Genomic DNA, 12,945 nt, shown 5'->3' with positions numbered 1-12,945 from the left:
AAATTGAGACTTTTGACTGCTTTGTGAACATCTTGGTTTTAGTTGCCTATCTTACCTGTTTCGGCAAGAACTCTTAACTGCTTGACTTCATGAGTAGAAAGTTCTCTCCATTCTCCTGCATTTAGACTATGCAATGTTAAAAAACCAAATCGTTCCCTTTTTAGTTTCTGTACTGGGAAACCTATTGCGTCAAACATGCGTCTAACCTGTCTATTTTTCCCCTCATGTATAGTAATCTCTATTATCGCTTTATTTGTTTTACGTTCTGAAGATAATAATTTTACTCGCGCAGGAGCAGTTTTACCATCCTCTAAAACGATTCCTCGTTCTAATGGACGTAATTGCTCCTTTAGTGGAATTCCTTTTACTCTTGCCACATAAGTTTTGTCCACTTTAAATTTTGGATGCGTTAATGCATATGAAAAATCTCCGTCGTTTGTAAGTAATAATAAACCCGAAGTTTCGTAATCCAATCTACCTACAGGGTAGAGACGCTCAGTAACATGTGGTAATAAATCCGTTACCGTCTTTCTACCTTTATCATCAGTTACAGCGGATATAACACCTCTTGGTTTATAAAGCAAATAGTAAACTTTTTGTTCTTTTTCTAATTTTACTCCCTCTACTTCCACTGTATCCGCATCGCTAACTTTTAAACCAAGTTCTGTCACTACTTTACCGTTAACTTTCACTTTTCCTTGCAAAATCAATTCTTCTGACTTTCTTCTTGATGCTACACCTGCATGCGCAAGTACTTTTTGTAATCTTTCCAAATCGTTCACCTCGTCCATTCTTTCCACTAACATGAGTGAATTATGTCATACTTTCGGATAAATTAAAAGAAGACAGTCTTTTTGTAAAACTGTCTTCTAAAATTATTTATTCAATTTTAGCTACATTAAATCGTAAAGCAATTTCATTATTTATATAAACATTCCATAAATAAGGGCTATTTTTATCTTTTTTCCGTGGAATATATAATACATTTTGTAATTGTTTTTTTTCATTCTTATTCATCAATAAATGATAATCCTGATTAACCTCGATTACCTCTTTATTAAACAATTTATATCTACCTTTTTCAACTACCTTCACAACTTCATAGTTCGAAAAGATTTTGTCCGCCAAAGAAGAATGCATTTGCCAATCATTAGAACTGTTTAATGTTACGACAATAACTTCTTTCGATCCCTTTTTAAAATAAGTAACGAGCGTCCTACCAGCTCTTTTGGTGAAACCTGTTTTACCTGCAATTGCATCATCTTCGTAATGCAAAAGCTTATGTTTGTTTCTCCATGTCACATTTCGTTCCTTAGGTTTAAATGTTTTAGCAGATGCAATTTTATAGAAGTCCTTGTTTTTTATTGCTAATTGAAGCATTGTAGCCATATCAAAAGCAGAAGCATAATGATTATCATCGTGGAGTCCAGAAGGATTAGTAAAATGTGCATGCTCCATCCCAGCAAGTTGAATTTTTTCGTTCATCAATTGTACAAATCCCTCAATTGAACCTCCAGTATGTTCCGCAAGTGCATAAGCAGCATCATTACCTGATTGTAAAAGAAGTCCATGAAGAAGAGAACCTACCGTCCAAACTTCACCAGCTTGCAAATACAAAGACGACCCTTCTTGCGATGCTGCTTTAGTAGATATAGTTATTTCCTCATCCAAATCACAAGAATCTAACACGATTAAAGCTGTCCAAACTTTCGTTAAACTAGCTATTGGAAGTTCCGTATATGCATTATTACCTTCTAGCAATCTTCCAGATTTGGCATCTATCACAACATATGATGATGAAGTAGATGCCTCTACATTATTAGTTTGCCAAAAAAGAAATAGCAACAAAAAAATACATGTTTTTTTGAATATAATATATACTCCTCTTTTAGTTATTCCTCTTGAACAAATGCTTCTTGGAACTTCGTCATAAATAAATCCGTGTCTTCCATTTCATCTTCAGAAATTTCTTCTGGCAAAGGGGGTAACGCTTTAATATTCTGGAGTCCAAAATATTGAAGAAATTCTGTAGTAGTACCATACAAAATGGCTCTACCCGTTCCTTCCGCACGGCCTACTTCTTGAACAAGGCCTTTTGCCGATAATGTATAGATTGGTCTTTCTGATTTCACTCCTCTTATATCTTCTATCTCTACTCTTGTGATTGGTTGTTTATACGCAATTATAGCTAACACTTCTAGTGACGCTTGAGATAGTGATTGAGAAGTAGGATTTTCTACTAACTTTTGGATACTTTGGACATTATCTAATTTAGTCACAAACTGATAGGTTCCAGCTAGTTGTTTAATGACAATGCCACGTTCCTCATTTTCCTCATAATCTATCATCATCTTTTGGAGCGTTTCTATCACTATATCTTCTGACATATCTGTTAAAAAGGCCAATTGCTTTTTTGTTAGACCATCGTCTCCACTTACAAAAAGTAGGCTTTCAATTTTACTCTTTAATTTCATCGTCGTATTCACTATCTATAACTTCCTTTCGCAATAGAACAAATAATTCTTCAAAGTTACTTTTTTGCTCTATTTGAACAATTTGACGCTTCATAAGTTCGAGTAATGATAAAAACGTAATAACAATTGTCATTTTATCTCTCAACGGGAATAAATCAAAAAAGGATAATTTGCCTCCACTTTGTTTTAAAGTAGAGACAACACTCTTCATTTGATCTTTTATAGAAACTTCTTGTTTACTAATTCTAGTATGAAGTGGCACATTTAATTGCTTTCTACGGAGCATTTTTTGAAAAGCTCCTAACATATCATACACATTAACATCTAGTTCGAACAAAGCGAGTTGTTGATTGTCTTGAAAGCTACTTAAATCGGCAGGAGGTCTTGTAAAAAATAAACTTCGAGATTCCTCCATCTCGTGCAAACTATTAGCTGCTTCTTTATACTTTTTATACTCAATTAATTTTAATACTAATTCATCCCTAGGATCATTAAACGAAATATCAAAATCACCTTCCATCTCATCGTCTTGATGGATGGGAAGGAGCATTTTACTTTTGATTGACAATAATGTAGCCGCCATCACCAAGTATTCACTTGCCTCATTGAGCTCTAATACTCGCATTGCATGAATATGCTCCATATATTGAGAAGTGATCTCTGCCATTTTAATATCATATATATCTATTTCCAAACGATTTATTAAATGTAATAATAAATCAAGAGGTCCTTCAAATGCCTCTGTTTTAACTTCATACGACATATAACTCCACCTATTATCGGTTTTTAACATCATTATAGAGGAAAGGTGATAGTATTGCACCCTACATTCCATCTTAAATTTGTACAATTTCTTAAAGAATTTAATGATACCAATGACTATTTTGAATGCCACGAAGTGTTAGAAGATTACTGGAAAGAGGTTGCACCAAGACAAAAGAATCATCCCTTAACAGCTTTTATTCTAATGTCCACAAGTATGTATCATTGGCGAAGAGGAAATATTCCTGGGGCTATTAAAACAATGAATAAGAGCATTAACCGGTTTATTGAAACATATGATTCTTCATTTTTTGCAACACTAGATTTCGAAGACATCATGCAATGTACAACAAGCTCTCTCTTACTAATGCAAAGAACAAGTGAATTTCAGCCCTTTTCTATTCAAATTATAGATTCTGAATTACACTCTTTAGTTAATAAACTGAAGATCAAAAATAGAGATGAATTACATTTTCTTATTCATAAGCATATGCTAAGAGATCGTTCAGAAATACTTGAGGAACGAGAAAAAAGCAAAAAAAGAAGAGATGACAAATGGTAACGTCATTCCTCTTCATTTTCTGTTTGACATTTTTCAAAGAAAGACTTAGTGTCTTCTGATGGTTGAATAGAAGTTGTATGTAGAATCGATGGTAAATTTTGAATCATTTCTTTCCCTATACCTTCTCCACGATGCGAAGGATTAACCGAAATATGTTGAATAATTCCATTTGTATCATCTATTCTAACACCAACTATCCCAACTAAATCCTCATCTCTTTTCCATAAGAACAAGTGCCAATTCGGATTAGTTTCATATTGATGAATTGTTTCCAATAACTTTTTAACATCTTTTTCTTGAGGCATAAAGGATAAAAGCCCCATAGAAATTTTCTCAAATGCTTTTTTATAACGTAGCAACATATTAATGACCCTCTTTTAATTTCTTAAAGAAATTTTTTCTGTCTTACACGAAATTTGATTAATTTACAAATTACCATTCGGAGCGAAAAAGAGCCAATATATTAATCCCCAACCAATTCCAATTAATAATAGGATGAAGAAGAGGATAATATTTTGTTTTTTCATCTATTCCTCACTCCTTTTCCATTGTAAAAGGAAGGTCTAAATGAACGATGTCTTCTAGCGTTTCTCTTCTAACAGCTAATTGATGCTTTCCATTTTCCACGAAAACTACCGCTGGTCTGGTTAAACGATTGTAATTACTCGCCATAGCGTATCCATATGCTCCTGTACAAAACATAGCTAAAATATCGCCTGCTTCAGCTTTTGGCAATGAAATATGTTCAATTAGTTTATCTCCTGATTCACAACATTTACCAGCTATCGTATATTCTTTTTCTATTTTATTATCTACTTTGTTCGCAAGAACAGCGTCGTACAAAGCACCATATAGTGCAGGTCTAATATTATCAGACATGCCACCATCCACGGCAAGATAATTTCGAACGCTTGGAACTTCTTTTTCTGATCCGACAGTATACAATGAAGTACCTGCATCACCTACTAATGATCGACCAGGTTCAATCCAGATTTCTGGCATTGCAAAATCTGTGTTTGCAACTAAGTCTTTTACAACAATCACCATTTCTTTTACATATGCAGAAGGCTCTAAAGGGGCATCTTCATCCGTATATTTGATACCAAATCCCCCACCAAGATTTAGAACTGTACATTGGAAACTAAATTCATTATACCATGCAATCATTTTTTTAATAAGTTTTTCAGCAGCAACTTTAAATCCAATTGTTTCAAAAATTTGTGATCCAATATGACAATGCAAGCCTAGTAATTGTATATAATCATCTTGGTAAACTTCTTGAAACGCTCGGTCAGCCTGCCCATTTAATAAATCAAATCCAAATTTTGAATCTTGTTGACCAGTTGTAATATAATCATGCGTATGCGCCTCTACTCCTGGGGTAACACGCAATAGAATATTTACTTTTTGGTTAAGTTCACTAGTTAATTCTTTTAATAATTCTATTTCATAAAAATTATCTACGACTATACAACCAATCTTCTGCTCTAGAGCAAGTAGAATTTCCTCTTTACTCTTATTGTTACCATGAAAATGAATACGTTCTACAGGATATCCAGCCTTTATCGCAGTATATAACTCTCCTGCCGATACTACATCTAAGGATAAATTTTCCTGATTCATAACTTGATACATTGCCACACTTGAAAAAGCTTTACTTGCATACGCTACTTGTGCTTGTACTTTTAGTTCTTTAAACGTGTTAATGAACGAACGAGCTCGTTCTCTAATAAGCGACAGATCATATACAAATAGTGGTGTTTCATAAATTTTAGCCAATTCTATACTATCAATTCCACCAATAAGTAAGTGACCTTTTTCATTTACAGCATGTTTAGATACCATCACCATGTGTCGCACCCCTTTTCCTCTTTTTCTATATGAACTTTAACACAGGAAAAGAGGTTATTGCAATTTTATTTATCACCTTTTTCGAACAAGTGCTCTTGTAATAAATGGTCTTTTTGCTTCTGTCGGCATAGGAAACCTTACTAATATGCGCAGAAAAGCTTTTGGAAAGAAAGGTAACACTGGCCATAAATACGGTACATTTAATGGTCTTACAGAACATACATACCAAAGTAAGCATACAATTGCTACAAAAAAACCATTAACTCCAAATAATGCAGTGCTAAGTAAAATAAAGGTTCTAAAAATTTTTGTAGAAATACTTAGCTCATAAGATGGAATTGCAAAAGTAAATATAGCAGTAATAGCAGTGTACAGAATAACCTCAGGTATAAATAACCCCACATCAACAGCCATTTGCCCTATTACTAACGCCGCAATAATACCCATAGCAGTGGATAATGGGGTTGGTGTATGAATCGCCGCCAATCGCAAAAATTCAATTCCAATATCCGCAAATAATATTTGTATTAACAGAGGGATTTCACCTATATCTTTTGGCCCAAAGAAATCCAATGTCTTTGGAAGATATTCCGGGTGCTTTGCTAACAAGTACCAAAAAGGGAGTAAAAATAAACTCAATAATACACCCCAAAAACGTAACCATCTTACAATTGTTCCAATTATCGGTGCTTGTCTATACTCCTCCGCATGCTGAAGATGATGAAATAATGTTGTCGGAACGATTATGACAGAAGGAGAAGTATCAACTACCATTATTATATGTCCTTCAAGTAAATGTGCCGCGGCGATGTCTGGTCTTTCTGTAAAGCGAACAAAAGGGAGCGGATGAAAACCTTGTTTAAATATCCATTCTTCCAACGCTTTATCAGTCATTGTAAAGCCATCATGTTTAATTTGGTTTAGTCTATCTCTAATTTGAGAGAGATTATCCTCATTTGCAATACCTTTTATAAAAGAGATAGCAATATCCGTTTGCCCCATGGAAGAGACCTGATGTAGTTCAAAACGTAGATCGGTATCGCGAATTCTTCTTCTTATTAGAGCTGTATTTTGAACAATATTCTCTGTAAAGCCGTCCCTTGATCCTCTTACTACTTTTTCGTTATCTGGCTCTTGTGGCTGTCTTCCAGGATAGGATCGAACATCGATCGTATAGACTGATCCATTCTCCAATATAAAGGTCACTTGACCACTAAGAAGTGCTATTATCCATTTATCTTTGGAATCATATTGAGTAATGGAGTGATATGGGAAATAATGTTCCAACACTCTATTTTCATCTAAATCTGTATTCCATTTGTTTTCTTGCACATTTGCCAATAATTCCGTAAGAACTAGACTGTCTACTAATCCATTTATATAGATAAGCAACACCGGAAAATCATATAAATGCGTATGTAAATTACCTACATCATATGATTCATTGACACCAAACTTTTCTTTTAAAAAATCTTCTGCTTCAGACATATTTGAAAATAATGAATTCGATTTCGTATCAATCACCCGTCTTTTACTTTTTGATTATTAGCAAAACCAGCAGGTACTAGCCATGTTTTTAACTGGGTTAGTATCTTCTTCTCGAGTCTTGATACCTGAACTTGAGATATACCTAGCCGTTCTGCTATATCGCTCTGTGTACAGTCTAGGTAATAACGCAAATAAATAATCATTTGTTCTCTTTTTTCTAATTTTTCTACAAGCTCTCTAAGAGGAATATGATCAAAAGATTTTTCAGAACGTTCATCCTTCATTTGATCCATTAAAGTCAGAGCATCGCCACTCTCATTTTCATATAGTTGTTCTTGCAAAGATGCTGGATCTCTTAATGCATCTGTTGCCATTACAATTTCTTCTCTTGAAACTTCTAAAATACTTGCTAGTTCTAAAATGGTTGGTTGTCGTTCATTCGTTTTTAAAAAATCATCTGTAGCATGTCGAATTTTAAAATTGAGCTCTCGAATTGATCGACTAATTTTCACCATGCCATCATCTCTTAAAAACCGTTGAATTTCTCCTATAATCATTGGAACTGCATACGTAGAAAACTTTACTTCATAGCTAAGATCAAACTTGTCAACGGACTTCATAAGCCCAATACAACCAATTTGAAACAAATCTTCTAAATCAGCACCTCTTGATGCAAATCGTTGAACGATGGACCAAACAAGCCTTGTATTACCTTCTATCATTTGTTGTCTTGCGAGTTTATCCCCTTCTTGCGACAATGCAATTAGCTCTCTCATTTTTTCTTGTGTAAGTAAAATTGATGGCTTATTATTCATCATTAGACGATCCTACAAGATTCATGAATTGGTACAAATTTCTTCGTAATTGTTACAGTAGTCCCCCTATTAGGAATAGAATAAATGTCCACATCATCGCTAAAACTTTCCATAATAGTAAAACCCATTCCAGACCGTTCTTCCTCTGGTTTTGAGGTAAAAAGGGGTTCCCTTGCTTGATTTACATCTTGAATTCCTCGGCCATAGTCAACGATCGAAACAACTATTTCTCTATCTCTTCTTTGAGCATGAATATCAATTTTACCGATTCCATCTTCTTCATAACCATGTACAATTGCATTTGTTACCGCTTCTGAAATAACTGTTTTAAACTCCGATAACTCCTCAATGGTTGGATCAATTGCAGCAATAAAGCTAGACATTACCATTCTAGCTAACGCTTCATTCTCACTTTTAGCGATAAAAGATAAAGTAATCTCATTGTCCATAAACAATGCCCCCTAAATTTGACATAATTTCAATTTCTGACTCATTATAAATATATGGGCTTAACCCAGCAAACTGAAAAATTTTCTTCATAGTTGGAGATGGGTTTACAATAATTGTCTGTCCTTCTACTGGTGCCAATTCCCGCATTCTACCAAGTATTAGACCAATACCAGAGCTATCCATAAAATGTAAGTCTTTTAAATTCCAAACTATCACTTTAATAGAACCATTTTTGATTAAAGGTACTATTTCATTACGTATATCATGTGTACCATGGTGATCTAATTCACCTTTTAATCGAATAATAATAATTTCTTCCCCGACTTTTTCTACTTCGTGATACATATAATCGCCTCCTCTGATAGCGCAATTCAACATCAATGGCTAAAATTCCTTGCGCTTGACAAAAGTAGAAAAAATCATCGTTTTTTAGTCGATTTTCGACATAGAATTTATTCATTTATAGTATGGGAACATTAACATTTTTTTAATCAAAAAATAGGCATCTCGTAAAAGTTTTTATAAACCTTTACAAGATGCCTATTTATTTAATAATTAGTCTATCTTTTTGTTTCCGAAGCCTTCCGCGGCGAAGAATCGAACGGACACTTCTCCAAATATGAAAAAATTCACCTTCATTTCTTCAGAGCGCTACAACGGTATCCGATATTTGAAACTAATAGATAAGAAAAACGCAAGCTCCTATGTCTGCCCCGACGGACAAATGCGGATGTGTATGTCTGCAAAGTTCGCCACATCCTGTGGCAAAGCAGACATGAACCGCGTCGTGCAGGCCTAGGAGGCTGCCTCCCAGCCACCACAAACGCCTTTGTTTGCGACGAGCTTGCGCAAGAGTAGTTTTTCACATTTGACACCGAGGGGTCAAGGCGCTGGAGTCTGGACTGTTACTAACTAGATAAACATATACTCTCTTATCTTTTTAAGAAAAACGCAAACATCCTTTAAGTGCATCTTGTTTTCACTATTTCCCGAGTGCTTTGGACAAAACATCAGCTACACTATTAACGTTAGTGTTATGAATCGCGAAGTGACTGCGTCACTTCACGATCCATTTTTTCGGTAATCTTCTGGCGGGTGTTTGTCCGTCGCCCTCTTGAAATAGGTAGAGACAAGTTACATAAGATTTGAATAATGAGAGAATAAATCCTTTCCTATTCTTTTAAAGCGGACGAAGATACAATTTCGTCCGCTCAGAGCTTCTTTATCAACTCATGCTATCAATTTTTTTAACTTTCACCAGCCCTATTTATCTACCTGAAAAAACAAAATAAAGATCAATTACTACTGAGTGGGAAGGCATCACTTATTAGTTCCTAGCCTATGCATCTCCTTCCATGCACTCGTTATAAACACCTGCAGTCTATTTCGATGAAGCATCATTCATTACGAATTATCCTTTCTTAAAACGTTTTTTGCTTAATCTAACCTTCGCCTTTAGCTGAATAAAATTTATCGCAAAGAATCTATCCTACATTATTTAATTTCCAAATCAATTACTTCTTTAATTACATCTGCGAGGGTTTCTAATTACCTGAGTTAATTTCATAAATAGCATGTAATTATTAAAACACGAACAATGATTATTTGTTGATTGGAGCGACAGGCGGCGACTCCAGCGGGATGAGTGAGACAGATGAGACATCGCAAACGACGCGAATGCGGCGCCCCCGCGGAAAGCGTCCGCCGATAGCGGAAATCATGCTGATTTATGGAGAGTATATGATACATTTACTTAAATATTTTCGTGTTTTATGCTCTAACTTTGAATTATGGAATTGATTCACCTGTGTAACTAACTTGTCCCATTCACGTAAGAGCCTTATTGGAATTGCACTTTCTCACTACTTAAAAAAATGCCAGAGGGGCGCTAGTATAATCAGCGCCTCTCTGGCATTTAGAAATAATAGTGGTGTTGAATTAATCAACACACATGTTTTTTTACATTATTTTTAAGATAGAATTTTTCTTTTCAGGTTCAACATCTGTGAATGTGTATGCATCTTCGATCAATTGAATCGATTCAGCCACTTCATCTTTATTTGAATACAAAATAGCTAAAGTATCCCCTTTTTTAATTTGTTGCCCTGTTAAAGCTACTAATTTAACTCCCGCATCAAAATCAAGAATATCAGCTTTTGTTAATCTTCCCGCTCCTATTAGTAACGAAGCCTTACCAATCATTTCAGCATCAATCAACTGAATATAGCCATCATTTAATGCTTTTACTTCAATCTGATGCTTCGTATTTTTAGCAAAAATATCAGTTGAATCCCCACCTTGAGCAGTAATGAATTCTTTGAATTTATCTAACGCTGCACCATTTGAAAGTGTTTCTAATACTTTTTGTTCTGCTTCTTCTTCATTTACTCCAGCTGCTAACTGATACATTTTGGATGAAATAGCTATTGTCACATCAAGTAAACCTTGTTCACTTTCCTTATAGTTGCTTAGAAAATCATGCGCTTCTGCAACTTCTAGTTTATTTCCAATATTATGACCTAACGGTTGATTCATATCAGTAATAACTACTGCTACTTTTCTGCCCAAACTTTCGCCAATACTAATCATTGTAGAAGCTAATTCTGAAGCATGTTCTAAATCTTTCATAAATGCACCTTTACCACATTTAACATCTAAAACAATACCATCTGCTCCACTTGCAATCTTCTTACTCATAATAGATGAAGCGATTAAAGGAATCGAATCCACTGTACCAGTTACATCTCTTAACGCATATAATTTCTTGTCTGCTGGCGTTAAGTTACCTGATTGCCCAACTATAGCTATTTTATGTTCGTTCACTTGCTTAATAAATTGATCGGATGATAATTCAACATGGAAACCATTTATTGATTCTAGCTTGTCTACTGTACCACCAGTAATGCCTAGCCCTCTTCCACTCATTTTAGCCACTGGAATATTTAATGATGCTAAAATTGGTGCAACTAGTAAGCTAATTTTGTCCCCAATTCCTCCAGTACTATGTTTATCAACCTTAAAACCTTCGATAGATGATAAATCAATTACATCACCCGAATCAACCATTGCTTTTGTTAACCAAGATGTTTCGTTATCATTCATCCCATTTATTAAGATTGCCATGAGCATGGAACTCATTTGATAGTCTGGAATTTCATCATTTGTATACTTCTTGATCAAATATTGTATTTCATCTTCTGTTAGTGGATTGTTTCTTTTTTTCTTATCGATTAGCTCAAGTGTGTTCATGATAAATACACCTCTTCCAACTTATTATGTTATTTAAGTAAAGATAAAAAACTTTCACCGAACGCTGTTTTAGCTACACCAAAATTCTCTGCAATAGTTGCACCAATATCTGCAAATGTCATACGTAGCGGTAATTCTCTGATTTCATTCAATGCAGGAGAGTAAACTGTTAACGGAACAAATTCTCTAGTATGGTCTGTTCCCGGCATTGTAGGATCGTTTCCATGATCCGCTGTAATGATAAGTAGGTCTTCATCTGTCAACTTCGGTAAAACTTCTGTTAATCGAGCATCAAATTCTTCTAAAGCTTTTCCGTATCCAATTGGATCACGACGATGTCCAAATGAGGCATCAAAATCTACTAGATTTAAAAAGCTAATCCCAGTAAAATCTTTGTCTAATGTTGCAATGAATTTATCCATTCCATCCACATTATCTTTCGTACGTTCAGTAGAAGTTATTCCTTCTCCATTAAATATGTCATATATTTTGCCTAATGCCATAACATCTAACCCAGCGTCCTGCAATTCATTCATAACAGTACGTCCAAATGGTTTAAGCGCATAGTCATGTCTGTTCGAAGTCCTAACAAAATTTCCTGGTTCTCCTATAAATGGACGAGCAATAATTCTACCTACCAAAAATTCAGGAGAAAGGGTTAATTCTCTTGCTATTTCACAAATATGATAAAGTTCCTCTAGAGGAACTATTTCTTCATGTGCAGCAATTTGCAAAACTGGATCGGCAGAAGTATAGACGATAATCGCTCCTGTTTTCATATGTTCTTCACCGAGCTCATCTAGTATTGCTGTTCCACTTGCAGGTTTATTTCCAATAACTTTTCTACCGGTTTTTTCTTCTAAAGCAGTAATTAATTCATCGGTAAATCCATTCGGATATACTTTAAAGGGCTTATCAATATTTAACCCCATTATTTCCCAATGACCTGTCATTGTATCTTTTCCAACTGATGCTTCTTGCATTTTTCCATAGTAAGCAGAAGGTTGTTCTACTGGTTCAATCCCTTTAATAGTATCAATATTGCCCAGCCCTAGTTTTTGCATTTCAGGCATTTTAAGTCCATTCATTTGTTCTGCTATATGTCCTAATGTATGTGAGCCTACATCCCCAAAGTCTGCCGCATCAGGGGCTTCGCCAATACCAACAGAGTCCATTACAATCACATGAATACGTTTAAATTTGTTCATCTTTTTCCCTCCCACTATTTCTTCTAGTTTACCAAAAATATTAATAAAGTACAGGTCAGACCTCTGACTTTTTTAAACCACTTCAA

13 protein-coding genes are annotated in these 12,945 nt (G+C 34.9%); 1 reads left to right on the top strand and 12 read right to left on the bottom strand.

Annotated elements, in window-relative coordinates; all coding sequences use genetic code 11:
• Positions 1-38: 38 nt before the first annotated feature.
• From ACFVR1_RS02690 to ACFVR1_RS02675, 4 genes are all read right to left on the bottom strand, one after another.
• Positions 39-773, bottom strand: coding sequence for a pseudouridine synthase (locus ACFVR1_RS02690; RefSeq protein WP_387580042.1), 735 nt, complete (start codon positions 771-773; stop codon positions 39-41).
• Positions 774-879: 106 nt separating this feature from the next.
• A complete protein-coding gene (locus ACFVR1_RS02685) occupies positions 880-1,845 on the bottom strand; it encodes a D-alanyl-D-alanine carboxypeptidase family protein (protein WP_387580040.1) in 966 nt (321 codons plus the stop codon).
• A gap of 47 nt (positions 1,846-1,892) precedes the next feature.
• The gene (gene scpB / locus ACFVR1_RS02680; protein WP_387581202.1) at positions 1,893-2,474 is read right to left on the bottom strand and encodes an SMC-Scp complex subunit ScpB; all 582 of its coding nucleotides are present in this window, start codon (positions 2,472-2,474) and stop codon (positions 1,893-1,895) included.
• Positions 2,458-3,237, bottom strand: a complete 780-nt coding sequence (locus tag ACFVR1_RS02675; RefSeq protein WP_387580038.1) for a segregation/condensation protein A — start codon at positions 3,235-3,237, stop codon at positions 2,458-2,460. The genes scpB and ACFVR1_RS02675 overlap by 17 nt, the downstream gene beginning before the upstream one ends.
• 45 nt (positions 3,238-3,282) lie before the next feature.
• On the opposite strand from ACFVR1_RS02675, the gene ACFVR1_RS02670 reads away from it, so the two are divergent.
• Complete coding sequence (locus ACFVR1_RS02670) at positions 3,283-3,798, top strand: DUF309 domain-containing protein (protein WP_387580035.1); 516 nt, start codon at positions 3,283-3,285, stop codon at positions 3,796-3,798.
• Between the two features lie 2 nt (positions 3,799-3,800).
• Here the strand turns inward: ACFVR1_RS02670 and ACFVR1_RS02665 are convergent, their stop codons facing one another.
• The 8 genes from ACFVR1_RS02665 to deoB all read right to left on the bottom strand — a co-directional run bounded on the left by ACFVR1_RS02665 (position 3,801) and on the right by deoB (position 12,859).
• Positions 3,801-4,160 carry a GNAT family N-acetyltransferase gene (locus tag ACFVR1_RS02665; RefSeq protein ID WP_387580032.1) on the bottom strand — a complete coding sequence of 120 codons (360 nt, stop codon included), beginning with the start codon at positions 4,158-4,160 and terminating at the stop codon, positions 3,801-3,803.
• A gap of 172 nt (positions 4,161-4,332) precedes the next feature.
• Positions 4,333-5,649, bottom strand: coding sequence for a diaminopimelate decarboxylase (gene lysA, locus ACFVR1_RS02660; RefSeq protein ID WP_387580029.1), 1,317 nt, complete (start codon positions 5,647-5,649; stop codon positions 4,333-4,335).
• Between the two features lie 72 nt (positions 5,650-5,721).
• Complete coding sequence (locus ACFVR1_RS02655) at positions 5,722-7,137, bottom strand: spore germination protein (protein ID WP_387581199.1); 1,416 nt, start codon at positions 7,135-7,137, stop codon at positions 5,722-5,724.
• Between the two features lie 32 nt (positions 7,138-7,169).
• Positions 7,170-7,955 (bottom strand): SigF/SigG family RNA polymerase sporulation sigma factor, encoded by a 786-nt coding sequence (locus tag ACFVR1_RS02650; RefSeq protein WP_387580026.1) that lies wholly within the window; start codon positions 7,953-7,955, stop codon positions 7,170-7,172.
• Positions 7,955-8,401 (bottom strand): anti-sigma F factor, encoded by a 447-nt coding sequence (gene spoIIAB / locus ACFVR1_RS02645; RefSeq protein ID WP_387580024.1) that lies wholly within the window; start codon positions 8,399-8,401, stop codon positions 7,955-7,957. The genes ACFVR1_RS02650 and spoIIAB overlap by 1 nt, the downstream gene beginning before the upstream one ends.
• Complete coding sequence (locus tag ACFVR1_RS02640) at positions 8,391-8,747, bottom strand: STAS domain-containing protein (protein WP_387580021.1); 357 nt, start codon at positions 8,745-8,747, stop codon at positions 8,391-8,393. The genes spoIIAB and ACFVR1_RS02640 overlap by 11 nt, the downstream gene beginning before the upstream one ends.
• Before the next feature lie 1,614 nt (positions 8,748-10,361).
• Positions 10,362-11,651, bottom strand: a complete 1,290-nt coding sequence (locus tag ACFVR1_RS02635; RefSeq protein WP_387580019.1) for a thymidine phosphorylase — start codon at positions 11,649-11,651, stop codon at positions 10,362-10,364.
• 29 nt (positions 11,652-11,680) lie between these two features.
• Positions 11,681-12,859 (bottom strand): phosphopentomutase, encoded by a 1,179-nt coding sequence (gene deoB, locus ACFVR1_RS02630; protein WP_387580017.1) that lies wholly within the window; start codon positions 12,857-12,859, stop codon positions 11,681-11,683.
• Between the last annotated feature and the right edge of the window lie 86 nt (positions 12,860-12,945).

Source organism: Psychrobacillus sp. NPDC058041, from assembly GCF_042885655.1.
Lineage (GTDB): Bacteria > Bacillota > Bacilli > Bacillales_A > Planococcaceae > Psychrobacillus.
Note: the sequence above shows the minus strand (reverse complement) of the source record. Positions and strands in the feature narration are given on the sequence as shown.

Excerpts from the sequence above, each read along its gene's own strand:
- scpB (WP_387581202.1), bottom strand. The coding sequence starts at position 2,474 with ATGAAATTAAAGAGTAAAATTGAAAGCCTACTTTTTGTAAGTGGAGAC.
- ACFVR1_RS02675 (WP_387580038.1), bottom strand. The coding sequence starts at position 3,237 with ATGTCGTATGAAGTTAAAACAGAGGCATTTGAAGGACCTCTTGATTTA.
- ACFVR1_RS02665 (WP_387580032.1), bottom strand. The coding sequence starts at position 4,160 with ATGTTGCTACGTTATAAAAAAGCATTTGAGAAAATTTCTATGGGGCTT.
- lysA (WP_387580029.1), bottom strand. The coding sequence starts at position 5,649 with ATGGTGATGGTATCTAAACATGCTGTAAATGAAAAAGGTCACTTACTT.
- ACFVR1_RS02655 (WP_387581199.1), bottom strand. The coding sequence starts at position 7,137 with ATGTCTGAAGCAGAAGATTTTTTAAAAGAAAAGTTTGGTGTCAATGAA.
- ACFVR1_RS02650 (WP_387580026.1), bottom strand. The coding sequence starts at position 7,955 with ATGATGAATAATAAGCCATCAATTTTACTTACACAAGAAAAAATGAGA.
- spoIIAB (WP_387580024.1), bottom strand. The coding sequence starts at position 8,401 with ATGGACAATGAGATTACTTTATCTTTTATCGCTAAAAGTGAGAATGAA.
- ACFVR1_RS02640 (WP_387580021.1), bottom strand. The coding sequence starts at position 8,747 with ATGTATCACGAAGTAGAAAAAGTCGGGGAAGAAATTATTATTATTCGA.
- ACFVR1_RS02635 (WP_387580019.1), bottom strand. The coding sequence starts at position 11,651 with ATGAACACACTTGAGCTAATCGATAAGAAAAAAAGAAACAATCCACTA.
- deoB (WP_387580017.1), bottom strand. The coding sequence starts at position 12,859 with ATGAACAAATTTAAACGTATTCATGTGATTGTAATGGACTCTGTTGGT.